The 22,711-nt window shown below is 66.6% G+C and carries 23 protein-coding genes; 14 read left to right on the forward strand and 9 right to left on the reverse strand.

Annotated features, from left to right (window positions below; all coding sequences use genetic code 11):
• The 6 genes from OHA42_RS01820 to mnhG are packed head-to-tail and all read left to right on the forward strand — an operon-like array spanning nucleotide 1 to nucleotide 6,063.
• Nucleotides 1-2,886: a Na+/H+ antiporter subunit A gene (locus tag OHA42_RS01820; protein WP_406233994.1), complete on the forward strand. Its 2,886-nt coding sequence runs from the start codon at nucleotides 1-3 to the stop codon at nucleotides 2,884-2,886.
• Nucleotides 2,883-3,278, forward strand: coding sequence for a Na(+)/H(+) antiporter subunit C (locus OHA42_RS01825; protein WP_406233995.1), 396 nt, complete (start codon nucleotides 2,883-2,885; stop codon nucleotides 3,276-3,278). The genes OHA42_RS01820 and OHA42_RS01825 overlap by 4 nt, the downstream gene beginning before the upstream one ends.
• Nucleotides 3,275-4,891 carry a Na+/H+ antiporter subunit D gene (locus OHA42_RS01830; protein ID WP_406233997.1) on the forward strand — a complete coding sequence of 539 codons (1,617 nt, stop codon included), beginning with the start codon at nucleotides 3,275-3,277 and terminating at the stop codon, nucleotides 4,889-4,891. The genes OHA42_RS01825 and OHA42_RS01830 overlap by 4 nt, the downstream gene beginning before the upstream one ends.
• Nucleotides 4,892-4,908: 17 nt before the next feature.
• On the forward strand, nucleotides 4,909-5,448 hold the full coding sequence (locus OHA42_RS01835) for a Na+/H+ antiporter subunit E (protein WP_406238993.1): 540 nt from the start codon (nucleotides 4,909-4,911) through the stop codon (nucleotides 5,446-5,448).
• On the forward strand, nucleotides 5,445-5,705 hold the full coding sequence (locus tag OHA42_RS01840; protein ID WP_406233999.1) for a monovalent cation/H+ antiporter complex subunit F: 261 nt from the start codon (nucleotides 5,445-5,447) through the stop codon (nucleotides 5,703-5,705). Before OHA42_RS01835 ends, OHA42_RS01840 begins: the two co-directional genes overlap by 4 nt.
• Nucleotides 5,706-5,724: 19 nt before the next feature.
• On the forward strand, nucleotides 5,725-6,063 hold the full coding sequence (gene mnhG, locus OHA42_RS01845; protein WP_406234001.1) for a monovalent cation/H(+) antiporter subunit G: 339 nt from the start codon (nucleotides 5,725-5,727) through the stop codon (nucleotides 6,061-6,063).
• 46 nt (nucleotides 6,064-6,109) lie between these two features.
• On the opposite strand, the gene OHA42_RS01850 is transcribed toward mnhG, so the two are convergent.
• From OHA42_RS01850 to OHA42_RS01870, 5 genes are all read right to left on the reverse strand, one after another.
• Nucleotides 6,110-7,402 (reverse strand): DUF5933 domain-containing protein, encoded by a 1,293-nt coding sequence (locus tag OHA42_RS01850; protein ID WP_406238995.1) that lies wholly within the window; start codon nucleotides 7,400-7,402, stop codon nucleotides 6,110-6,112.
• A gap of 146 nt (nucleotides 7,403-7,548) precedes the next feature.
• The gene (locus tag OHA42_RS01855) at nucleotides 7,549-8,694 is read right to left on the reverse strand and encodes a glutamate--cysteine ligase (protein ID WP_406234003.1); all 1,146 of its coding nucleotides are present in this window, start codon (nucleotides 8,692-8,694) and stop codon (nucleotides 7,549-7,551) included.
• Between the two features lie 11 nt (nucleotides 8,695-8,705).
• A complete protein-coding gene (gene sodC, locus OHA42_RS01860) occupies nucleotides 8,706-9,389 on the reverse strand; it encodes a superoxide dismutase[Cu-Zn] (RefSeq protein ID WP_406234005.1) in 684 nt (227 codons plus the stop codon).
• Nucleotides 9,390-9,518: 129 nt separating this feature from the next.
• Entirely contained in the window at nucleotides 9,519-10,109 is a 591-nt protein-coding gene (locus OHA42_RS01865) for a LytR C-terminal domain-containing protein (protein ID WP_406234007.1), read from the reverse strand.
• A 34-nt stretch (nucleotides 10,110-10,143) separates the two neighbouring features.
• A complete protein-coding gene (locus OHA42_RS01870) occupies nucleotides 10,144-10,500 on the reverse strand; it encodes a DUF3263 domain-containing protein (protein WP_328406834.1) in 357 nt (118 codons plus the stop codon).
• A gap of 187 nt (nucleotides 10,501-10,687) precedes the next feature.
• On the opposite strand from OHA42_RS01870, the gene OHA42_RS01875 reads away from it, so the two are divergent.
• The 3 genes from OHA42_RS01875 to OHA42_RS01885 are packed head-to-tail and all read left to right on the forward strand — an operon-like array spanning nucleotide 10,688 to nucleotide 13,122.
• Nucleotides 10,688-11,278 carry a peptide deformylase gene (locus tag OHA42_RS01875; RefSeq protein ID WP_406234009.1) on the forward strand — a complete coding sequence of 197 codons (591 nt, stop codon included), beginning with the start codon at nucleotides 10,688-10,690 and terminating at the stop codon, nucleotides 11,276-11,278.
• Nucleotides 11,271-12,251 (forward strand): GNAT family N-acetyltransferase, encoded by a 981-nt coding sequence (locus tag OHA42_RS01880; protein ID WP_406234011.1) that lies wholly within the window; start codon nucleotides 11,271-11,273, stop codon nucleotides 12,249-12,251. The genes OHA42_RS01875 and OHA42_RS01880 overlap by 8 nt, the downstream gene beginning before the upstream one ends.
• Nucleotides 12,252-12,306: 55 nt before the next feature.
• Complete coding sequence (locus tag OHA42_RS01885; RefSeq protein ID WP_406234013.1) at nucleotides 12,307-13,122, forward strand: exodeoxyribonuclease III; 816 nt, start codon at nucleotides 12,307-12,309, stop codon at nucleotides 13,120-13,122.
• A gap of 13 nt (nucleotides 13,123-13,135) precedes the next feature.
• Here the strand turns inward: OHA42_RS01885 and OHA42_RS01890 are convergent, their stop codons facing one another.
• Both OHA42_RS01890 and OHA42_RS01895 read right to left on the reverse strand, forming a co-directional pair.
• Nucleotides 13,136-13,717, reverse strand: coding sequence for a Uma2 family endonuclease (locus OHA42_RS01890; RefSeq protein WP_406234015.1), 582 nt, complete (start codon nucleotides 13,715-13,717; stop codon nucleotides 13,136-13,138).
• Between the two features lie 243 nt (nucleotides 13,718-13,960).
• Nucleotides 13,961-15,883 carry an acyl-CoA dehydrogenase family protein gene (locus tag OHA42_RS01895; RefSeq protein WP_406234017.1) on the reverse strand — a complete coding sequence of 641 codons (1,923 nt, stop codon included), beginning with the start codon at nucleotides 15,881-15,883 and terminating at the stop codon, nucleotides 13,961-13,963.
• Nucleotides 15,884-16,012: 129 nt separating this feature from the next.
• Here OHA42_RS01895 and OHA42_RS01900 point away from each other — a divergent pair, with 129 nt between their 5' ends.
• From OHA42_RS01900 to fahA, 3 genes are all read left to right on the forward strand, one after another.
• Nucleotides 16,013-16,639 carry a TetR/AcrR family transcriptional regulator gene (locus OHA42_RS01900; protein ID WP_406234019.1) on the forward strand — a complete coding sequence of 209 codons (627 nt, stop codon included), beginning with the start codon at nucleotides 16,013-16,015 and terminating at the stop codon, nucleotides 16,637-16,639.
• Nucleotides 16,640-16,860: 221 nt separating this feature from the next.
• Nucleotides 16,861-18,060, forward strand: a complete 1,200-nt coding sequence (locus OHA42_RS01905; protein WP_406234021.1) for a homogentisate 1,2-dioxygenase — start codon at nucleotides 16,861-16,863, stop codon at nucleotides 18,058-18,060.
• Complete coding sequence (fahA, locus tag OHA42_RS01910) at nucleotides 18,057-19,235, forward strand: fumarylacetoacetase (protein WP_406234023.1); 1,179 nt, start codon at nucleotides 18,057-18,059, stop codon at nucleotides 19,233-19,235. Before OHA42_RS01905 ends, fahA begins: the two co-directional genes overlap by 4 nt.
• A gap of 452 nt (nucleotides 19,236-19,687) precedes the next feature.
• Here the strand turns inward: fahA and OHA42_RS01915 are convergent, their stop codons facing one another.
• Nucleotides 19,688-20,371 (reverse strand): TetR/AcrR family transcriptional regulator, encoded by a 684-nt coding sequence (locus OHA42_RS01915; RefSeq protein WP_406234025.1) that lies wholly within the window; start codon nucleotides 20,369-20,371, stop codon nucleotides 19,688-19,690.
• A gap of 96 nt (nucleotides 20,372-20,467) precedes the next feature.
• Between OHA42_RS01915 and OHA42_RS01920 the strand changes: the two genes are divergently transcribed.
• Nucleotides 20,468-21,877 (forward strand): lipase family protein, encoded by a 1,410-nt coding sequence (locus OHA42_RS01920; protein ID WP_406234027.1) that lies wholly within the window; start codon nucleotides 20,468-20,470, stop codon nucleotides 21,875-21,877.
• Nucleotides 21,878-22,012: 135 nt separating this feature from the next.
• On the forward strand, nucleotides 22,013-22,489 hold the full coding sequence (locus OHA42_RS01925; RefSeq protein ID WP_406234029.1) for a VOC family protein: 477 nt from the start codon (nucleotides 22,013-22,015) through the stop codon (nucleotides 22,487-22,489).
• Here the strand turns inward: OHA42_RS01925 and OHA42_RS01930 are convergent.
• On the reverse strand, nucleotides 22,486-22,680 hold the full coding sequence (locus OHA42_RS01930; protein WP_406234031.1) for a hypothetical protein: 195 nt from the start codon (nucleotides 22,678-22,680) through the stop codon (nucleotides 22,486-22,488). The genes OHA42_RS01925 and OHA42_RS01930 overlap by 4 nt on opposite strands.
• Between the last annotated feature and the right edge of the window lie 31 nt (nucleotides 22,681-22,711).

Here is a 22,711-nt window from a genome sequence, read left to right on the forward strand (position 1 = left end):
TTGCTCGTAATCCTGCTCGCGCATGCCATGGCCGCGCTCGCGGCACCGCTGTGCGTGCGGGTGTTGGGCCGCAATGCGTTCTATGTCCTTGCTCTGGTCCCGTTGGGCGGCCTCGGCTGGGTGATTGCGAATTGGGATAGCACACAGCAGGTTCGGGTCGAGTGGGCGCCGAGCATCGATATGAACATCGATCTGCGTTTCGATTCGCTCGCCGCCGTCATGTCGGCGCTGGTCCTCGGCATCGGCACGCTGATCCTGATCTACTGCGCCGGATATTTCGAGGACGATCAGCCGCGGCTCGGTGTGTTCGCGGCCGAGATGGTCGGCTTTGCCGGGGCCATGTTCGGTCTGGTCACCAGCGACAACATGCTGCTGCTCTTCGTATTCTGGGAAACAACCACGGTGTTGTCGTTTCTGCTCGTCGGGCACAACGCCGAGCAGGCGGTCAGCCGAAGGGCGGCGATCCAGGCGCTGCTGGTGACCGGCGCGGGCGGACTCGCGATGCTCGTCGGCATCACCATCCTCGGCGAGGCCAGCGGCAGTTACCTGCTGTCGGACCTGCTGACGCGGGCGGACCCGCCGGCGGGCACCGCGGCGAATGTCGCCGTGGTGCTGCTGCTCGTCGGGGCGTTGAGCAAGTCTGCGATCGTGCCGCTGCACTTCTGGCTGCCCGGTGCGATGGCCGCGCCGACTCCGGTCAGCGCGTACCTGCACGCCGCCGCCATGGTGAAAGCGGGCGTATACCTGGTGGCTCGGCTGGCGCCGGTGTTCGCGAGCAGCCCGCCGTGGCACCCGGTGATCCTGACCCTCGGGGTGGCGTCGATGCTGCTGGCCGGGTTGCGGTCGATCCAGGTGCACGACCTTAAATTGGTGCTGGCATTCGGCACGGTGAGCCAGCTCGGCTTCCTGATCCTGATGGTCGGCCTCGGTACTCCGGACGCGGCGCTGGCCGGTGTGACGCTCATCGTCGCGCACGCGTTCTTCAAGGGCTGTCTATTCATGGTGGTCGGCATCATCGACCACGGGGCAGGCACGCGGGATCTACGGCGACTCTCCGGTCTCGGCCGCCGCGCACCCGTGCTGTGCGCAGTCGCGATGCTGGCCGCGCTCAGCATGGCCGGGATCCCGCCGCTGCTCGGCTTCGTCGGCAAGGAAAGCGCGCTGGCCGCCATCCTGGACACCGATACGCTCGCCGCGCCCGCCAAGGCCACCGTCGCCGCCGGCGTGGTGCTCGGGTCGATGCTGACGGTCGGCTACAGCATTCGCTTCGTGTGGGGTGCGTTCGCGGACAAGTCGGGGCGCTCGGCCGGCACGAACGACAGCGAGTGGCGGGGCAGGCAGGATCAGGGCACGCATGGTGTGGCGGAGGATCACTGGCATGCGCCGGGTGCGTTGTTCCTTACAGCTCCCGCGGTGCTGGCGGTGGCGAGCCTGGCCGCGGGAGTCGCCGCACCCTGGCTCGACGAGCTGCTGAGTCCGTACGCGAAAACCCTGCCGGGGACGCTCGATTCGCATCTGGCGCTGTGGCACGGATTCAATGAACCACTCGCGCTGACCATCCTGATCATCGCGGTAGGCGTCGCGCTGTTCCGGCTGCGCGCCCGCATCGGCGAATCCCCGCGCCCCAAGCTCGGCAATGCCGACCGTGCCTACGACGCCACCCTTGCGGCGATGGATCGACTGTCGCTACGGATGACCGGCGCCGTGCAGCGCGGTTCGCTGCCGTTGAGCCAGGCGACCATTCTCGGCACGCTGATCATCCTGCCGACGGTGTTACTGGCGAGCGGCACTCGCACGGGAGTCGAACTGCGCCTATGGGATTCACCGTTGCAACTGGCCATCGGGGCGATCATGGCCGCGATGGCGCTGGCCGCAACGCTGCTGCGCAACCGGTTGGCCAGCGTCCTGGTCGTCGGCGTCACCGGCTACGGGTGTGGCGTGATCTTCGCGCTGCACGGCGCTCCGGATCTCGCGCTCACCCAATTCCTCGTCGAGACACTCACATTGGTGATCTTCGTGCTGGTGTTGCGCGCCTTCCCCGCCGAGATCGAGGACAGCCGCACGGCCGCCTTCAAGATGCGCAGGGCGGTGCTCGCCACCGGGGTCGGCGCCACAGTCGCGACGCTCGCAGCCTTCGCCACCGCGGCCCGCAGCACCGAACCGATCTGGCACCTGATCCCCGACGCCGCCTACACATTCGGCGGCGGCAAGAACGCGGTCAACGTCCTACTCGTGGATATCCGCGCGTGGGACACCCTCGGCGAGATCTCGGTACTCGTCGTCGCCGCGACCGGGGTGGCCTCACTGGTGTTCCGCAGCAGGCGTTTCGGCACCGCGCCGCGCGCCGCCGACGCACCGAACTACGACCCGGACCTGGTGAGCTGGTTGCCCGCGGGCCGGCTCGTCGCGCGGCGGGACCGATCCATGGTCCTGCAGATCACCACCCGCCTGGTCTTCCCGACCATCATGGTGCTGTCGGTGTACTTCTTCTTCTCCGGCCACAATGCGCCCGGCGGCGGTTTCGCGGGCGGGCTCACCGCCGGACTCGCGCTGACCCTGCGTTATCTCGCGGGCGGCCGGTACGAACTCGGTGAGGCACTCCCTGTCGACGCGGGCCACGTGCTCGGCGCCGGGCTGGCACTGGCCGCCGGGACGGCGGCAGGCTCACTGCTGCTCGGCGCGCCGCCGCTGTCCTCGGCGATCCTGGAGGTGACGCTGCCGGTGCTCGGGCACATCAAGCTGGTCACCGCCTTGTTCTTCGATCTCGGCGTCTATCTGATCGTGGTCGGCCTTGTCCTCGATGTGCTGCGCAGCCTCGGCGCGCGCCTGGACAACGAGTTGGCATCCGACAAAACCGGCTCGGCGAAGGGCGGTGTGTGGTCATGACGGCAAACCTGACGCTGCTGGTCCTCGTCGGGGTGCTTGTCGCCTGCGGGGTGTACCTGATCCTCGAACGTGCCGTGTCGAAGATGCTGCTCGGCATGATCCTGTTCGGCAACGCGGTGAACCTGCTGATCCTCACTGTCGGCGGCCCCGGCGGCAGGCCACCAATTCGCGGCGATACCGACAAAGCGGCCGATAACGCGCACGAACAGACGGCCGATCCCTTGTCCCAGGCGATGGTGCTCACCGCGATCGTGATCACCATGGGCCTCGCGGCATTCGTCCTCGCGCTCGCCTACCGGTCCTACAGCCTCACCACCACAGAGGATGTCCAGAATGACCGGGAAGACGTCGACATCGCCGCACGGCGCGAGCGAGAGGACCCAGAGCATTGAGCCCGTCGCCGGATCTATTGCTCGTGCTGGCGCCGCTGCCGGTGCTGGTCCCGTTGCTCGGTGCCGCGGCGACCCTGGTGTTCGGCCGCAAGCCACGCATCCAGCGGTCGATCATGGTGCTCGCGCTGGCGTCGGTCGTCGTGATCTGCGGACTGCTGCTGTATCTGGCCGACCGGGACGGGACCACCGCGGTCCAGGTCGGCGGCTGGGAAACGCCGATCGGCATCACGCTGGTGGTGGACCGGCTCTCTGCAGCGATGCTGCTGGTCTCGTCCATCGTGCTGCTCGTCGTCTCCCTCTACGGTGCGGGCCAGAACATCCGCGACGGCGACGAGCGGCAGCCGACCTCGATCTACCGGCCCACCTATCTGGTGCTGACCGCGGGGGTTTCGGCGGCATTCCTCGCCGGTGACCTGTTCAATCTGTTCGTCGGCTTCGAGATCCTGCTGGCCGCCTCGTTCGTGCTGCTGACCGTCGGCGCGACCGCGGACCGGATCCGCGCGGGCGTCGCGTATGTGATGGTCTCGATGCTGTCGTCGCTGATCTTCCTGACCGGCATCGGGCTGGCCTATGCGGCCACCGGAACGCTGAACCTGGCACAGCTGGCCATCCGGATGGGAGAGGTGCCCCATGGCACGCGCACCGCCATCTATGCGGTGCTGCTGGTGGCGTTCGGTATCAAGGCGGCGGTCTTCCCGCTGTCGAACTGGCTGCCCGACTCCTACCCCACCGCACCCGCACCGGTGACCGCGGTGTTCGCCGGGCTGCTGACGAAGGTCGGTGTCTACGCGATCATTCGAACGCACACGCTGCTGTTTTCCGACGGTGGTTTCGATTCGGTGCTGCTGGTCTGTGGTCTGCTCACCATGCTGGTCGGCATTTTCGGTGCGATCGCACAGAACGATATTCGCCGCCTGCTGTCGTTCACGCTGGTCAGCCATATCGGCTACATGGTGTTCGGCGTCGGGCTCGCCACCACGGCCGGGCTGACGGGCGCGGTTTTCTACGTGGCGCACCACATCCTGGTGCAGACCACACTGTTCCTGGTGGTCGGTCTGATCGAGCGTCAGGCCGGTTCGGTGACGCTGCGCAGGCTCGGTGGCCTGGCCGCGGCGAGTCCACTGCTTGCCGTGCTGTTCCTGGTCCCGGCGCTCAATCTCGCAGGGATTCCCCCGTTCTCGGGGTTCATCGGCAAGGTCACGCTGCTGCAGGCGGGTGCGGCAGACGGCAGTGTGCTGGCCTGGGTGCTGGTGGCGGGGTCGGTGGTCACCAGCCTGCTGACGCTGTATGTCGTCGCGCGGGTGTGGAGCAAGGCCTTCTGGCGGCCGCGGTCGGAGGCTCCGGAGGGCCATCTCACGGCCGCTAAACCGCCGACGCTGATCGAGGATTCGACCGACGTGCTCTACGACGAACGCACCGACCCGGGCCGCATGCCGGTGCTGATGGTGCTATCGACGACCACGCTTGTCGCGGTGGGCCTCAGCCTCACCGTGCTGGCCGGGCCCATCCTCGGCATCGCCGAGCGCGCCGCAACGGATCTGCGCGATCCCACCGTGTATACCCGTGCGGTGCTCGGCAATTCGCAGATGGCAGCGCCGGGAGCAGTCCGATGAGCCTCGGTAGCGCGGCGATCAACCGGGAGCGGGCGGTCCGCGTCGGCATTCTGGTGTGGCTGACCGCCGTCTACATGGCCCTGTGGGGTGACCTGAGCGTCGCCAATCTGCTGGCCGGGCTTGCCGTCGCCGCGCTGATCATGCTGACACTGCCGCTACCCCGGGTGCCGGTCGCCGGACGACTGCACCCGCTGTCGCTGGCCGAACTCATCGTGGTGAGCGTGTACTACGCCCTCGAATCCAGCCTCCAGGTCGCCTGGTTCGCGATCCGGCCCGCACCGCCACCGGTCTCCGGTGTGCTGCGACTGCGCATGGAGATCAAATCCGATCTGGTGCTCGCATTGTGCGCGGACCTGCTCAATCTGATTCCGGGAACCATGGTGCTCGAGATCGAGAAGGAACGCCGCGTCGTCTTCGTACACGTGCTCGACGTGGGCAGCGACGCGGCCGTCGACAAATTCTATCGGACCACCCGGCGGCTGGAACGACTGCTGATCGCCTCGTTCGAGCGCCCCGCCGAATGGCATCTCACCGAACCACCGGAGGTCAGCAGATGACCGTCGTCGCCATTGTCGCCGCCGTGCTTTTGACGGCAGCGGCCGTGATCACCAGCTACCGCGTCCTTGCCGGACCGAGCACCTTGGACCGAGTCGTCGGCATCGACTCGCTGATGGCGATCGCCGCCTCGGGGCTCGCGGTCTGGGCGGCCTACAGCGACGACACCACCGTGCTCCCCGCGATCGTCGCGCTGGCGCTCGTCGGGTTCCTCGGCTCGGCAGCCGTCGCCCGATTCCGGGTCAGGGACGACCAATGACGCGCGGCGAGGACGACCGATGACACTGTGGCACTGGATTTCCGCCGTCCTGATCCTGTCCGGGGCCGTGCTCGCACTGACCGCGGCAATCGCGATCGTGCGCTTCCCCGACACCATGACGCGCATGCACGCCGCCACCAAACCGCAGGTGATCGGGCTGATCCTGGTACTGGAGGGCGCGGCGATCCCACTGCGCGGCCACGGTAGTGTCTGGCTGCTCGTCCTCGTCGGCTTATTCACCCTGCTCACCGCACCGGTCATCGCACACTTGATCGGCCGCACCGCCTATCGCGAACAGCGCCACCGCGACGGCTTGTTCCGAGTCAACGAGCTCGGCGACGACATCGACGCGCCCTGACTCCGGCACGCGCTGACAGTGCTGCGTCCCCGGCCTCGCCGACAGATCACGCGATGGACGGCGCGGTGAGCGCCTGATCCTTCGCCGCGACTCCGGGGCGCCGGGCGAACCAGGTGGCGTGGAAGGCAGCGGCCATTGCCGCGAGCAGCGCAAGCACGACTGTGCCTGCCAACACCGGGTATTCGGCCATCGAGACCGCGAGGTAACGGTAGGAGATCAGCAGCGTCGTCAGGATTGCCGCGCCGAAGGCGACCACCCGGACGCGGAACAGACCCCAGCCGCGTTCGGGTTCACGCAGCACCGACTCCACCGTCAGACAGAGCACCGCGCCCGCGACCAGGTCGACGCCGTAGTGGTAGCCGAAGCCGAGTGTCGCGGTCAGGGTGGCGAGCAGCCAGAACGTGCCGCCCCAGCGCAGCCAGAGCGGGGCACGGTCGCCGTTGGTGTCGCGGCGAGTGTGCAGGAACACCGACAGCGCCCACGCCGTGTGCATGGACGGCATGCAGTTACGCGGGGTTGCGGCATCGAACGGCAGTGGCGCTGGACTGTGGTCGACCGGCGGCAGCACCCCCGGCCAGAAATTGCCGACCTGCAGCCCGTGACCGTCCGGCCCGAACGCGAACATCGGGCCGACCACCGGGAAGATCACATAGATGACCGGCCCGAGCAGGCCGAGCACCAAGAACGTCCGCACCAGATAGTGGCTCGGCCACTGACCGGTGGGGACCACCCGACGCAGCTGCCACACCGCGACGACGATCGCCGCGACCGGCAATTCGATGTACACCCAGTGCAGCACCGCGTAGACCCCGGGACCGAGGGTGTCGAGCACCCGACCCATCACCCACGACGGGTCGCCAAGGGCATGGTCGGCGAGCATGACGTACTCGTCGAGCACCGTCGGCCGGGTGATCACCGTGACGTGCAGCCAGACATCGCCGACCTTGGTCGCCAGCATGAGCAACGCGCCCAACGCCGCGGCATGCAGCGCATTGCGCCGTTCGACGCCGCGCCAACGCAGCCACGCGAGCACGGCGAGCCCGGTGAGCACGATCACCGGCCCGTTGCCGACGGTCACCGGATCGCCCGCGAGCAGGCGCCCGCCCGCACCGACCAGGTCGATGGCGACGGCCGCGCCGAGCGCGATGATCCGACGCCGCATCGAGACACCGACGAGGGCGAGCACCAGCCCGGCCCACGGCACCGACATGGACTTGGGCGTGCCGACATAGTCGTGCCACACGCTTTCCAGCGGACCCTCGAAGCCCTGCTCCACGGCCACGATCTGCAGGGCGATCAGCAGGATCGGCACGGCGGCGACAGCGGCCCCCACCCACACCCGGGCATGCGGCACGCGCACCCGCGCAGCCACACTTCCCACTCTGGAACCCGGATCTTCGACAAGCACGTCGACCATAGTAAACGGGGGATGAACGCCACCCCACTGGCCGACTGAACGTCAGTCGACCGAAACAGTGGGCAGACCTACTGGTCCAGCTCTTTGACCAGCGAGTCGACCACCGCGATCAGATCACCCTGGGCAGCCGCGGCGACTTTGCGTTGCCGCTGATACGACGCGCCACGCTCCGGAATCTCGGCGACCAATCGCAGCTCGTCGGCACACCCGAGCCGTTTGGCCGTCGGCTCCAACCGGTTGAGTACATCCATCAGATCATCGGTGACCAACCGCTCGTTGCTGGCGGCATCCACGATGACGATCGCGTCGAGGCCGTAGCGGGCGGCCCGCCATTTGTTCTCCTGCACATGCCACGGCGGCAGCGTCGGCAGCTGTTCGCCGTTCTCGACCCGCTGATCGAGATCCACGATCAAGCAGTGAATAAACGACGCCATCGCCGCTAGCTCCGCGCGCGTGGAGATGCCGTCGCAGATGCGCACCTCGATCGTGCCCCACTTGGGCGCGGGCCTGATGTCCCAGTGCATGCCGCCGAGCTGCTCGAACACCCCGGTCTTCATCTGGTCGTGCACGAAATGCTCGAACTCTGTCCAGTTTTCGAACTGGAACGGCAACCCGGCGGTGGGCAGCTGCTGGAACATCAGCGTCCGATTGCTCGCATATCCGGTGTCCGAACCGGCCCACATCGGCGAGGACGCGGACAGCGCGAGCAGATGCGGATACGACAGCAGCATCGAGTTCAGAATCGGAAAGACCTTGTCGCGGTGGGAGACCCCGACGTGCACGTGCACGCCCCAGATCATCATCTGGCGGCCCCACCACTGGGTGCGCTCGATCAGTTCGTCGTAGTGCACCGAACGGGTGAGCTGCTGCGCCGACCACTGGGCGAACGGATGGGTGCCCGCGCAGAACAGGTCGACGCCCAACGGGTCGGCGGCGCGCCGCACGGTTTCCATGGTGCCGCTCAGATCGTCGACGGCCTCACCGACGGTGTTGTGCACCCCGGTGACCAACTCGACGGTGTTGCGTAGCAACTCCTTGGTGACCTGTGGGGTGCCGTCGTGCGCACGCAGGTCACCCACCGAATCGAACACTGCCGCAGCCGTATTCGACAGGTCCCGAGTGACCTTGTCGACCAGCGCGATCTCCCACTCGACACCGATCGTCGGCCGGGGCGAACCTTGGAAGGGAACCCGCTCGATTCCTGCCCCGGCCATATCAAACCTTGCTACTGGATGACACCGCAGGCGACGCGGCCACCCGCGTCGCCGGTTGCCAGACTGGTGTCGTCCGGGCCGGCAACGCCGTCGGCCCGGACATAACGGTTGGGGATGTTGCCGAAGTTGTCGGCGTCGGCGTGGATGATCAGGGCCTTGCCCTTGATCTCTTCCAGGGTCACCGCATCGGTGGTCGTGACCAGTTTCGCCATGCCGTCTTCGCGGACCTCGAGCGAGGTCAGGTCGCCGCTGGCCGGGTGCGCGTTGGCGCTGCCGACCTGCAGGTGGCCGCCCGCCGAGAGGAAGGCGCCCGCCGGGCCGCCGGTGGGCGCGACCGAGTTGGCCTCGCACTTGCCGACCTGGTGGACGTGCAGCCCGTGGAATCCGGGCTTCAGGCCGTGGCCCTCGACCGTGACCTGCAGGTGTTTGCCGTCTTTGACGAAGTTCGCGGTGCCGACGGAGGCGCCCGCGGGGTCCTTCAGCTCGACCTTCACGCCACTGTTGGCGTCGGCGTTGCCGTGCTCGGTACCGGATTCGCCGGCCGGAGCGGACGCGCCGGTCCACACCGGAGGCGTCGTTCCCTTGACATCACTCGACTCCTGACTGTTGGAACAGGCAGCGAGGCCGAAGACCGCGACCGCAAGCACCGGGGTCACAGTCCGCCAGGACGGGCGACGAGTTGTGTACGGGGCCATCGGAGAACTCCTTTACGAGTACCGAGTTTACGAGTAAAGCTGGGTGGACACGTTCGTTACCGGACAAGATGATGCCACGCCCGTCGTGTCGCGGGAGTGACCGGGCCGTGTCGCGGCGGGCCGCGGACCTCAGTTACCGGTGACGACGACGGTCACACCCGAACCCGAATCACCGGCTCCGGTACTGCGCGGTACGGCGGTGGCGCCGAGTTCCGCGGCGATCGCCGCGGCCGCTTCCCGCTCGCCCGGCGTATTTCCGTAGAACACAGTCGTTTTCGCGACATTCTCACCGGGATAGTTACCGACTTCGACGACGTTCCAGCCACTGGCGCTGAGTTCGCTCGCGGTGCGCGAAGCCAATCCGGCGATCAGGCCGTTGTTCAGAACCCGCACCGGAACCGCGCGACTCAGGGCGGGCGTCGTGGTCGGTGGCGTCGTCGTGGTCGGTGGCTTAGTCGTGGTCGGTGGCTTAGTCGTGGTCGGCGTCACGGTGGTGGTGGCCGCCTCCGATGTCGACGTCGCGGCCGAGGTGCGAACGACGACGGAAGTCGCCTGAACCTGTGACGCGGGCGATACCGCCTCCGACTCGCCTGCGCTGTCGGTATCGGAACTCGACAGCGACATCGCACCGAGGCCTGCAAAAACAATGGCCAGCGCGATCAACACCATCGCCAGCGCGCGCAACGGCGGTCCCCCGGAGGTGGGATTCGGGTAGCTCACCTGCTCGACCCTAGTCTCAATTCACAGCAACAGGTCATACCTGGAAACCGAGCCGCCGTGCGGCCCTGGCCTTCTGCCTGCTCGCCCGCAGCCTGCGCAGGCGCTTCACCAGCATCGGGTCGGCGGCGAGCGCCTCCTGACGGTCCACGACCGCGTTCAGGACCTGGTAGTACCTGGTCGGCGACATACCGAACAGTTCGCGGATGGCCTCTTCTTTGGCGCCCGCGTACTTCCACCACTTACGTTCGAAGTCCAGAATGTCGCGCTCACGACGGCTCAAACCGTCGGTGTCACTGTCATCGGTCTGTGTCGAGACCTCAACCGTGACATCGTCGCTCGCAGAAGGGCTGCCCTGGATCGCGGAAAGATTCCGTGCCGCTGCGCCGTCCATCTCGCTCCCTCGCCGAGTAACCACCAGACGAAAAATGATGCTTGTACGTCGCGGATCATTCAACCACGGGCCGATGGGAATGCCGCATCCCCGTCGCGGCGTGTTCGCTACCCCTGGGTAACGCGTGTCACCGGGGTGTTCACACCCTCACGGCGCACCATCCGGCCGCCCCCGCAATAATTGCCCTATGGCAATCCTCCCCATCGTGATCGTCGGCGACCCCGTTCTGCACAACCCGACCGAACGGGTCACCCAAACACCGGAGGAGCTCGCGGAGCTGATCGCGGACATGTACGAGACCCTGGACGCCGCCAACGGCGTCGGCCTGGCCGCCAACCAGGTGGGCGTGCCGCTGCGGCTGTTCATCTACGACTGCCCCGACATCGGCGCCGACGGCAAGGCGAAACGACGCAAGGGCGCGGTGATCAACCCGGTGCTGGAGACCTCGGAGATCCCCGAGGTCATGCCCGACCCCGACGACGACGAAGAGGGCTGCCTCTCGGTGCCCGGCGAGCAGTTCCCCACCGGTCGGGCCGAGTGGGCTCGGGTCACCGGCATCGATGAGCACGGTGAACCCGTCGACATCGAGGGCAAGGGCTTCTTCGCGCGCATGTTGCAGCACGAGGTCGGTCATCTCGACGGGTTCCTCTACGTCGATGTGCTGATCGGACGCAACGCCCGCGCGGCGAAGAAGGCGATCAAGCGAAACGGCTGGGGCACGCCCGGGTCGAGCTGGATTCCCGGCACCGTGCCCGATCCGTTCGGCCACGATGACTGACCCTGCGCTGCCCGATATTCCGCTGGGCAGGCGCGTGGTGCTTCGCTACCAGCTGCCTGCCGGTTATCCACAATCGCTGACCGATGTGATCGGCGAGCTCGTCTCGCTGAATCCGCCGACGGTGCGCGCTGTGGACGGACAGGTGGTCGCGGTGGCGCCGGACCGGGTCGTCGCGCTGAAAGCGTTGGGGCCGAGACCTATTCGCACCAAAGAGATCCGGGCGCTGGAGGCCGCCGCGGCCAACGGGTGGCCGGGGATCGAGCACGCCTGGATCGACGGCTGGCTGGTGCGTGCCGGTCGCGGTTACACCGGTCGTGCCAATTCGGCGGTGCCGCTGGGCAATTCCGCGGGACCAGCGGAGCTGGGCGCGGAAACGCTGCACCGCATCGGCGAGTGGTTCACCGCGCACGGGCTGCCGTTGCTACTGCAACTACCCGATCGCCTCGCTCCCGTGCCGCCGGGTTGGCGCACCTGGAGCGAGACCGTGGTGCTCGGCATCGATATCGACACTGTCGTACTGCCGCAGGGACCTTCGATGGTCCGGGTGGCGCCCGCACCCGACCCGGCCTGGGTGGACCTGCACCGGTTCAAGGGCGAAGACCCTGCAGCACCGGGTGTTTCGCGGCCGGTACCGGAGCTCGACGTGCTGACCGCGGTGCAGGACGGCGAGCTCGGGTTCGCGTCGCTCGGCCTGCCGCAACCGATCGCGATCGGCCGCGGCGCGCTCACCACCGCGCCGGACGGGAGATGCTGGGTGGGGCTGACCTGTGTCGCGGTCGTCGCGCCGCATCGCAGGCACGGGCTCGGTTCGCTGGTGTGCGCCGAGCTGATCCGCTGGGGACACACTCGTGGCGCCACCCATGCCTACATTCAGGTCGAAGCCGACAATGCCGCGGCCATGGCGATGTACCACGATATGGGCTTCGTCGAGCACCACGCGTACCGATACGCCGCGCCGGAGGCCACTCGCTGAACCGAGCGGCCTGCGGTAGAACGGTCCTACAACCCACTGCGTAAGGAAGGCATCCGTGCGTCTCGCGACCTGGAACGTCAATTCGATCCGCTCCCGTCTCGATCGGGTCGCGGACTTTCTCGATCGCCAGGACATCGACGTGCTCGCGATGCAGGAAACCAAGTGCCGCGACGACCAGTTCCCGTTCGAGCGCTTCGACGAACTCGGCTACGAGGTGGCCCACCTCGGCGTGAACCAGTGGAACGGTGTCGCGATCGCCTCCCGGGTCGGACTGGAGAACGTGGAACTCGCCTTCCCCGAGCAGCCCGGCTTCGACAAGGACGCGGGCGAATCGCTGATCAGCACCCCGGTGGTGGAATCACGCGCGCTCGGCGCCACCTGCGGCGGCGTGCGCGTCTGGAGTCTGTACGTCCCCAACGGCCGCACCCTGACCGACCCGCACTACACCTACAAGCTGGAATGGCTCGCCGCCCTGCGTGACAACGGCGCGAAGTGGCTCGCCGACGACCCCGAAGCCCAGATCGCCCTGGTCGGCGACTGGAATATCGCCCCGACCGACGACGACGTCTGGTCGGTCGAATACTTCGCCGACAAGACCCACATCTCCCAGCCCGAACGCGACGCCTTCACCGCCATCGTCGACACCGGCTTCGCCGACGTCATGCGCCCCTTCGCCCCCGGCCCCGGCGTCTACACCTACTGGGACTACACCCAGCTGCGCTTCCCCCGCAAAGAGGGCATGCGCATCGATTTCATCCTCGCCTCCCCTACCCTCGCCGCCCGGACCAAGGACGCCGTCGTCGACCGCGAGGAACGAAAAGGCAAGGGCGCCAGCGACCACGCCCCCGTCATCGCGGAATTCACCGACTGAGGAATAGGTGCGCTCAGCGCACCCAGTCTTTCAATGGTTCGGTGTTCAGTTCCACATCCACCGGTTTCGGCAACCGTACGGTGGCCCCGAATGGCACGGTCAGAATCCGTTCGTACCGACTGCCGTGCGGCTCACTATGGATGGTCACCTCACACGAATCTCGATCAATCAGTAGATACACAGGTATGCCGGTGTCTGCGTAGGCCAGTGGCTTTTCCTGCTGATCGCGCCGGTCGGTGCCCTGGTCATCGGATGTCACTTCGACAACAAGGAGAACCGGCCCGGGGTCGGCCCACTCCCCTTGCCCGACAAAGGCATCGGCGGCAGCGAGGGCACCGTCCGGCCGGGCGCGACCTTTCCGGTAGCGGTCGACCCGCAGCCCTTGCTCCGGGGTCAGAAACAACTCGGGACGGAACATCATGAACGTTCGGATCAACCACTGCATGATCCGACCGTGATCCCCATCCGGCATTGCCTTGGCCCCCAGTTGTCCGTCGATGAACTCGAGTCGCACACCCTCCGCAATACGATCGGCCGCCCGGGCGAGTTCTTCGAACTCCTCGGTCGTCATGAATGACTCATGCACGGCGGTCATGTCCTAACGATACGGGGCGCAACCGATCAAAGGCCGATCAGCGCAGGACAGCGTCAGGATATCGCCGCCGGATCGGCGAGTCGGGCTCCGACGGCGATCCGGCGAGCCGCAGCCTGCCGACGCCGCCTGCTGAGCGGCGCGGCCGTAGCATAGCAATTATGCATTACTCGGCGTCGCCCTAAATCGGCCGCACCGGGAACCCGATCCGGGACCCACAAGGACGCAGGTCCCGGCGTAGGTGAACTACGGGTTCATTTCATAGACCCCGGCGTGCGCTCGAGCCTGACTCAGCACCTGCTCGAACCGCGCTCGATCGGCGACGGGACGACGGACCAGGTCGAGTGCTCGTGTTTGTTGGGCCTTGGTCGCGGCAGGCTTGGTGTGCAGAGTCAGTGCGTTCTTGGAGAATTCGCGCACGAAACCGTCGAAGATCTGGTCCAGCACGTCCGCACCGGTGCCCTCGATCTCGGCCTGCTCCAGGATCAGCTGCGCGTAGGGCACCGCGGTGAACAGTTCGCCGAGCGCGAAGAGGAAGTCGACGTCGCGCTGTTGGGCACCGGTCGGCGCGGCGGCGGCCAGCAGAGTCTGGAAGGCGAGGGCCTGTTCGAGGAATACCGCGACATTCGGTATGTGCGTGAACTTTTCGAAGACCGGACGCCAGTCACGGAAGCGGATGCGGCCGAGACCGCTGCTCGGACCCTGCCGGAACAGGAACTCGTCGTCGGCCGCGTCGCGCCGCGTCGGCACCGTCGGGTAACTCGCGCCGGTGAGCTCCGCGCGCAGCTTCGGCACCGCCGCCCCCGCGTGCGGGGCGAGCCGCCTGCTCGACCAGCTCAACGCCGTGGAGACCGCGCGCACCGTGCCCTTGGGCGCCACCCCCGCACCGGGCAGGAAGCGCAGCGCGGCAAGTCCGGCATCGGCGGGATGGAACATGTAGTTGGCCATAAACTTCAGCGACAACGCCATGTTCACGTGCACCGTGCCCTCGAGACGCGGCAGCCCGAAGAGGCCGAGCATCGCCATCGGGAAGTACATGTCGTTCTCGAAACCGCGGGCGGCGATCACATCCGCGAAGTCCTCGACGATCCGCTGGCCCTGGCGGGTGACGGTCATCTTCTCAATCGCATTGAACAGCAGGTAGCGGCGGTCGTCCGGCGACGCGCAGCGCAGGTAATCGATGGCCCGCTCGCTGTAGAGCTTCATGCCGATCAGTCGCGCGTACGAGTCGGTCAGCAACGACTGCACCTGCGGGAACTCGGTTACCCGATGGCCGAACAGTATTCGGTTCTCCGCATGCGTAATCGCCTCGTAGTAAGCGTGTTCGCACGCGCCGACCGCGCCGAAGCCGAGGTTGAACTTGCCGACGTTCACGGTGTTCATCGCGGCATGGAAGGCGTCTTCGCCGCGGTGCAGGATGTCCGCCTCGGCGACCGGATACTTCTCCAGATCGAAGGCGGCGACATACATCTGACTGTCGACGACATTGCGGCGCAGCTTGTAGTTCTTGTGCTTGCTGTCGGCGACGAAGAACAGATACCCCTCGTAATCTTCCTGCGTCGGCTTGCTTTCCAGCGCCTTGGAGCTGTCGATGATCGGCTTGTCGGCGCGGCGGCCGAATACCGACACCATGGCCGCCAGGTTGCCGTTGCCGATGTAGTGCTTGCTGCCGGTGGCGGTGTACCCGCCGCCGAGCTCGGGCGCGAGCACCATATCGGTGGAGTAGACGTCGGCGCCGTGATCCTTCTCGGAGAGGCCGAAGGCGAAGATCTCACCGGAATCCAGCAGTGCGGCGGCCTTCTGCTTGGCGGCTTTGTTGTCGCTCTGCCAGATCGGGCCGAGCCCGAGGATGGTGACCTGCCAGACGTACCAGTAGGACATGCCGTAGAAGCCGAGAATCTTGCTCAGCATCGCAATCCGTCCGGTGTCCCAGCGCTTGTTCGGATCACCGTTCGCCTCGGCGGCGGGCGTGAGGAAGGTGGCGAACACCCGCTCGCGCTTCACGAAATCGAGGAAGTCGGAGTACCAGATCCGATCCCGATCATCGCTCTTGAGCACCGCCTTACCGCGGGATTCGAACCAATCGACCGTGGCGCGCAACAACCTGCGGGTCTCCGCGTCGAACTCGGCGAACTCGCTGGCCTTCGGGTTGAACAGAGTTGTGGTCATCGATGACTCCTCGGCGTGGTCGGCGACTTCATTCGCGACTGTAGCATTATTGTTCGTCAACGTAGGAAGCTGATTTTACGCGTAGGACCAGGGCGAACCGTGGCAATCGCACTGATATCGTTGGTCTTCATGGGTAGCGAGTCGGCCGTGCAGCCACGGCAGCGGGCACAGCATTTGGGCCCCGAGCGCCGCCGCCCCCAGGTACTGGACACCGCACTGGCGATTGCCGTGGAGAACGGCATCGCGGCGGTTACCATGGCCGCCATCGCCGAGCGCATGAATGTGACAAGGCCCGTGGTCTACGCGTGCTTCGCCGATCGTGTCGAACTGATCGAGGCCCTCATCCAGCGCGAGGAGAGCTATCTCGTCGGCGGACTGCTCGAGGTGCTGCCCGCGCGCGATGTCGACGCGGGCGAGACCGTGTTCATCGAGGGCTTCCGTGCGCTGCTGGAGCAGGCGGCCGATCGTCCCGATGCGTGGCGGCTGCTGTACGGCAATCCCGATCCCGCGGTTGCGGATTCGTTCGGGCGTGGCCGCAAGCTCGCGGTCGAGCGCTGCACCACCCTGCTGCGCCCCACCCTGCGCGCATGGGACACCGAGGACGCCGACCGGAAGCTGCCTGCTCTGGTGGAGCTGTGGGTGTCGACGGGCGAGGGTGCGGTGCGCACCTTGCTCGCGGGCGAGGGCGACTGGGATCCGCAGAGCCTCGGCGCCTTCGTCGGCGCTGCGGTGTATCGCGCGCTGCGCCACGCCTGACCTCATCGCCGCCCGATCCCGGCAGCACACCCATGCCCGCGCCGGCCACTGCGCAGCTCAACAATTGTGCAGCAGGTAAGCCGCATCGCTAGGCGAAATGCTCGGCAACGCGGTGATGTCCCGACAGAATGCGCACCGATCGGGCCGATTTTGCCACCATTCGGCAACACCGCTCACTACCATGGGTAGCAAATATCCGACCAGCGGCCGGAGGTGCGGTCATGGCGTTCTATCGGCAGGTGGGATCGGTGCCGCCGAAGCGGCACACCCAGCACCGGGACGAGAGTGGGCGACTCTATTACGAGGAGCTGATGGGCGAGGAGGGCTTCTCCGGCGACTCGTCATTGCTCTATCACCGCGGCCTGCCGCCCGCGATCGTCGACTCCACGGTCTGGGAACTGCCCGACCAGTCCACGACACCGAATCATCCACTGCGCCATCGACACCTCCGTCTACACAACCTGTTCCCCGGTGACACCCCCGCCGAGACCGATCCCGTCACCGGTCGGCGACTGCTGCTCGGCAACGCCGATGTTCGGATCTCCTACGTGGTCGCCAAGGGCGGCTCGCCGCTGTACCGCAATGCCATCGGCGACGAACTGGTGTATGTGGAATCGGGTGCCGCGGTGCTGGAGACGGTCTTCGGCGCGATCGCCGCACGACAGGGCGATCAGGTGCTCATTCCGAGGGCGACAACACACCGCTGGCTGCCCAGCGGGCCCGATCCGCTGCGCGCGTACGTGATCGAGGCGGCCGGTCACATCACACCGCCGAAGCGCTACTTGTCGAAATTCGGCCAGCTGCTGGAACATTCGCCGTACTGCGAGCGCGATCTGCACGGACCGACCGAGCCGTTGACAGAGACGGGCACCGATATCGAGGTCCTGGTGAAGCACCGCCCGGGCGGCCGCGTCGTCGGCACCAGAATGATCTACGCGACGCACCCGTTCGACGTGGTCGGCTGGGACGGCTGCCTCTACCCGCTCACCTTCAACATCGCCGACTTCGAGCCGATCACCGGACGCGTGCACCAGCCGCCACCCGCCCATCAGGCGTTCGAGGGCATCAACTTCGTGGTGTGCAATTTTGTGCCGCGCAAGGTCGACTACCACCCGCTGTCGATCCCGGTGCCGTACTACCACTCGAATGTCGACTCCGACGAGATCATGTTCTACTGCGGCGGAAACTACGAGGCGCGCAAGGGTTCCGGCATCGGCCAGGGCTCGGTGTCGGTGCACCCCGGCGGTTACGCGCACGGACCGCAGCCGGGGGCCTATGAGCGCAGCATCGGCATCGACTTCTTCGACGAATTGGCCGTCATGGTCGATACCTTCCGGCCGCTGGAACTCGGCGAGGGCGCGTTGGCGTGTGAGGATCCCGGCTACGCCTGGACCTGGTCGAATCGGGGTCCACAGCAGTGAAGAAGCGCATCGAGGTCCGTCCCGGCTCGCTCTACGGACCCGACAACCTGCCCTACTGCGTGTTCGCGCCCGCCCAGGGCGACTATCACGTCGGCGCTCGACTGGCCGATTCGGTCATCGATCTCGCCGTGGCACTCGATGATCCGGTCTTCGCGCAGCCGAGTCTCAATGCGTTCATGGCGCAGGGCCCGCGCCGCTGGCATGCGGTGCGCGACCGGCTCCGCACGCTGGTCGATGGCGAAATCCCCACCGACGCAGTGCATCTGCTGGCCGAGGTGACCTTGGCGCTGCCGGTGCAGATCGGCGACTACGTCGACTTCTACGCCAGCATCGATCACGCCACGAACCTCGGCCGCCTGTTCCGCCCGGATTCCGAACCGCTACTGCCCAATTGGCGGCACCTACCGGTCGGGTACCACGGCCGATCTGGCACCGTCATCGTATCCGGCACCGGCATCACCCGACCCTACGGTCAGCGTCGAACCGATTCGGGCACACCCGATTTCGGCCCGACCCGGCGGCTGGATATCGAGGCCGAGCTCGGCTTCCTCGTCGGGGTCGGCTCCGAGCTCGGCACGCCGATCGGCGCGGACGAGTTCCCCGAGCACGTCTTCGGTGTCGCGCTGGTCAACGACTGGTCCGCACGGGACATCCAGGCTTGGGAGTATCAGCCGCTCGGCCCCTTCCTCGGCAAATCGTTCGCAACCTCGCTGTCACCCTGGGTGACCCCACTGGCGGCGCTGGAGTCCGCCCGCGTCCCGCTGCCCGAACAAACCCCCGAGCCGCTGCCCTACCTCCGGGAGACCGAGAAGTGGGGCCTCGATATCGATCTCGCCATCACCTGGAACGGTCAGCCGGTGTCCTACCCACCCTACAGCCGCATGTACTGGTCCCCGGCGCAGATGCTGGCCCATCTCACGGCGAACGGCGCCGCCACCCGCACCGGCGACCTCTACGCGTCGGGCACCATTTCCGGACCAGCACAGCAACAGCGCGGCTCGTTCATCGAATTGTCCTGGGGCGGTAGCGAACCGGTGCCCGTCAACGGGCAACTGCGCACCTTCCTAGAAGACGGCGACGAGGTGGTCATCACCGCCACCGCCCCCGGCCCAGCGGGCACACGCCTCGGACTCGGCGAGGTCCGGGGCCGCATCCTGCCCGCCGCGCAGCGTTGACCCCCTGGAATCGAGGGCTACGACTCGGCAATTCCGGTCGGTAGCGTTCGGGCCGGAGGAGGCATCCGCCGGGGTAGATAGAAATGAAGGACTTGATGAAGCGTTCCATTGCCGCAGTCGTCGTCGCTGCGGCTGTGCTCATTCCCGGCCAACTGGCCTCCGCGGCCTCGGCCTCCGCCGCGAGTGCGCCCACCGCGGTAGCGGATTCCGGATCCGGCGGATGCACCTCTAGCCAGCCCCCGACGTGCAGTTCACCGGTGGTTGGCGTGATCATAGGTTTGCTCAGCGCGCTGACCACCGGTTCGGCGAACGCCGGGACCAAGTAGGCGAATTCGCCATCATGCCGACCGGCGCCCACCCCCGCTCACGGACGGGGTGGGCGCCGGCTGACCTTCCGGAGCTGATAGCTCGCGAAATATCCACGGCCGCAGTGCAGCCCGACATCGTCCGACCTAACCGGCGGCCGCTCGGCCCGCGTCCACCGCGTTGAGGAAGCGGGTGAGATCGACGATCAGGGTGTCGACCACATCGGGTGCACCGCCATCGTCGTGGTGGTGCAACCAGTCGGTGACCAGCTCGAACATGCCGCCGATGGTGGCCAGCGCCAGCGCGAGTCGACGATGTTCGTCGGCGGCGTCCGCGGCGGGCTTCCTTGACCACTGTTCGTCGAGGAAGGCCGCGGCCCAGCGCCGATTGATCCGCCGCTGCTTTTCTACGGCCGTCGAAATGCCGCCCGACTCACCGAAGGTCACCCGAGCCAGCCGCGGATCATCGGCGATCGCATGCACGAACGCGGCGATGACGGCGGCGGCGCGCTGCGGCCAGTCCAGTCCCGCGGCCGCGGCCGCGCCCTCGATGACCCGTTGTTGGATCTGCTCGGTGAGCTTCACCAGCAGTGCGACGTAGCAGGCTTCCTTGCTGTCGAAATGATCGTAGAAACCCTTGGTGCCGACATAGGCGTGCTGGCAGATCTGCTCGATCGATGTCCCCGAAAAGCTCTGCTCGGCAAACAGTTCGGTGGCGGCGTCGAGCAACTGATTGCGTCGCTGCGCGCTGCGCTGTTCGGCATCGAGGCCGCGGATCCGACGCCGCACCGATTCCGGTTCGGGCCGCGCGGCAGATGTGCTGCGGGTCATCTCTCGACCATAGCCGGAGCAATTTCAACAAGAGTTCTTGTTGGTAATTGGAGTTCATGTTGTAATCACTGGCACGTTGATGAGGGAAGGACTGACGTGTCAGTGATCAATGGAGATCGGACCGACAGCAGACGCCGGGCCGCGGCACGCGCCGTTGCGGCGGCAGTGACCATGGCCGTCGCGCTGACCAGCGCACTACTGGCCGGTGGCCTTACCGCCACCCCGGCGGCCGCGGCACCGCCACTGCCGCAACATGATTCGTTCTATCGGCCGACCGCGGGATTCGAATCGCAGGAACCGGGCACCATCCTGCGGTCGCGGGAGGTGAAGCTGGCCGTGCTGACCCTGCTGCCGCTGAATGTGCGTTCGTGGCAGCTGCTGTACCGCACCACCGACCTGTTCGGGAAGCCCACCGCGGCCGTCACGACGGTGGTGCTGCCCGCGGGCGCCGATCCGAACCGGACCCGGCCGCTGGTCTCGCTGCAGTTCTACTACGACAGCGCAAGCCCCGACTGCGCACCGTCGTTCGTGCTGCAACAGGGCAGCGGACTCGCGGGCGCCGAGGGCATCCATTCGCAGAGCGAGCTGATCGCACTGGCAGCGCTGATCAGCCAGGGCTGGGCGATCTCGATCCCGGACTACGAGGGCCTCGACGGCCATCTCGCGGTCGCCGAAGAACCCGGATATATGACCCTCGACGGCATTCGCGCGGCGGAACGATTCGAGCCGCTCGGCCTGGACGGCGCGAACACACCGGTGGCCATGTGGGGTTACTCGGGCGGCGGCATGGGCAGCGGGTGGGCGGCCGAAATGCAGCCGACCTACGCGCCGGAGCTGAACGTCAAGGGCGTCGCGCTCGGTGCGCCGACCTCCGATGTGGTTTCGCTGCTGCATGTCAACGGGTCGATGTTCGCGAGCCTCATCGGCATCGGCATCTCCTCGCTGCGCAAGGCGTACCCGAGCTTCAAGGAAGCCGCCGACCGGTTCCTGACCCCCGAAGGCCGGGCGCTGATGGACCGGACCGAGCGTCAGTGCCTACCACGCAACGCGCTGACCATGATGTTCATCGACTACCAGCGGCTGCTGACCATTCCGATCGCGGATTTCCTCGCGGTTCCGGAAATCAAGGAGGTCTTCGACGCCACCGTACTGGGCCGCAATATCCCCACCACGCCGATATTCCTCTACCAGGGCGTCTTCGACGAGGCGGTCCCCTGGTGGACCAACGACCGGCTGGCCCAGCAGTACTGCGCGGGCGGCGCGTCCGTCGTCTACACCCGCGATCATCTCAGCGAGCATCTGACACTGCCGTCGCTGGGCATGGGACAGACCTTCAACTGGCTGAAGTCACGGCTCGCGCCGAACGCCCCCGAGCAGGTCGGCTGCCGCACCGACAACGTCGTGTCCATGCTGGCCGACACCAACGCGCTGCTGTCGCAGATCGAGATCAATCTCAACGCCACCTTCGGCGCCCTCGGATTCCCCATCGGCCCGCGCGAGCGCTGATCGACACCTCCTGGCCGCTCGTCTCCGACCGGATATCGGACCGGTCGGGGGCGAGCTTTGTCGTCCGTCCACGATGAGTTCCTGACCCCCGTACCGTCTGCATTGATGCACGCAACTTCACTCGGGAGGATCGTCATGCAGAAAATCGTCACCAACCTCTGGTACGACACCGAGGCCGAGCAGGCAGCCGAGTTCTACTGTTCACTGTTCGAAGACTCGAAGGTCACCAACGTCGTGCCTTACACCGAGGCGGGTCCGCGCGAGGCGGGCACGACTATGCTCGTCGACTTCGAGCTCAACGGCCAGAAGTTCACCGCCATCAACGGCGGCGGCGACTACCACTACACCCACGCCATGTCACTGCTGGTCAATTGCGACAGCCAAGCAGAGGTCGACCGCCTCTGGAGCGCTCTACTCGCCGACGGCGGCCACGAAATCGAATGCGGTTGGCTCAACGACAAATACGGGGTCCCCTGGCAAATCTGGCCATCGGAAGCCGACCAACTCCTGACCGGCTCCGACCCTGCCGCAGTCAACCGCGCGGTAGCCGCCATGCTCGGCATGAAAAAGATCGACCTCCAAGCCATGCGCGACGCCTACAACACCCCCTAGTCGATGCGCCAGGCGCCGACCTGGTGGTAGGCAGAGTTGTAGATATCGGAGGCGTCGCCGTCGACCAGTTGGTAGTGCTTCATGTTTCCGCCCCAGTAGCGCAGGATGCGGCCTAGCTCCTCGGCGAGGTCGGCGGGTGCCGACATGCCGTCGGGCAGGGCATCCAGGTCCACTTCCAGGGTGAATTTCACGCTGGCGAATCTACCGGTGCCGCGGTGATCG

The organism is Nocardia sp. NBC_01009 (assembly GCF_045208035.1).
Taxonomy (GTDB): domain Bacteria; phylum Actinomycetota; class Actinomycetes; order Mycobacteriales; family Mycobacteriaceae; genus Nocardia.

Bases quoted from the DNA above. Each gene is read 5' to 3' on its own strand.
- OHA42_RS01825 (WP_406233995.1), top strand. From the start codon at position 2,883: ATGACGGCAAACCTGACGCTGCTGGTCCTCGTCGGGGTGCTTGTCGCC.
- OHA42_RS01840 (WP_406233999.1), top strand. From the start codon at position 5,445: ATGACCGTCGTCGCCATTGTCGCCGCCGTGCTTTTGACGGCAGCGGCC.
- mnhG (WP_406234001.1), top strand. From the start codon at position 5,725: ATGACACTGTGGCACTGGATTTCCGCCGTCCTGATCCTGTCCGGGGCC.
- OHA42_RS01855 (WP_406234003.1), bottom strand. From the start codon at position 8,694: ATGGCCGGGGCAGGAATCGAGCGGGTTCCCTTCCAAGGTTCGCCCCGG.
- sodC (WP_406234005.1), bottom strand. From the start codon at position 9,389: ATGGCCCCGTACACAACTCGTCGCCCGTCCTGGCGGACTGTGACCCCG.
- OHA42_RS01870 (WP_328406834.1), bottom strand. From the start codon at position 10,500: ATGGACGGCGCAGCGGCACGGAATCTTTCCGCGATCCAGGGCAGCCCT.
- OHA42_RS01875 (WP_406234009.1), top strand. From the start codon at position 10,688: ATGGCAATCCTCCCCATCGTGATCGTCGGCGACCCCGTTCTGCACAAC.
- OHA42_RS01880 (WP_406234011.1), top strand. From the start codon at position 11,271: ATGACTGACCCTGCGCTGCCCGATATTCCGCTGGGCAGGCGCGTGGTG.
- OHA42_RS01890 (WP_406234015.1), bottom strand. From the start codon at position 13,717: ATGACCGCCGTGCATGAGTCATTCATGACGACCGAGGAGTTCGAAGAA.
- OHA42_RS01895 (WP_406234017.1), bottom strand. From the start codon at position 15,883: ATGACCACAACTCTGTTCAACCCGAAGGCCAGCGAGTTCGCCGAGTTC.
- OHA42_RS01900 (WP_406234019.1), top strand. From the start codon at position 16,013: ATGGGTAGCGAGTCGGCCGTGCAGCCACGGCAGCGGGCACAGCATTTG.
- OHA42_RS01905 (WP_406234021.1), top strand. From the start codon at position 16,861: ATGGCGTTCTATCGGCAGGTGGGATCGGTGCCGCCGAAGCGGCACACC.
- OHA42_RS01915 (WP_406234025.1), bottom strand. From the start codon at position 20,371: ATGACCCGCAGCACATCTGCCGCGCGGCCCGAACCGGAATCGGTGCGG.
- OHA42_RS01925 (WP_406234029.1), top strand. From the start codon at position 22,013: ATGCAGAAAATCGTCACCAACCTCTGGTACGACACCGAGGCCGAGCAG.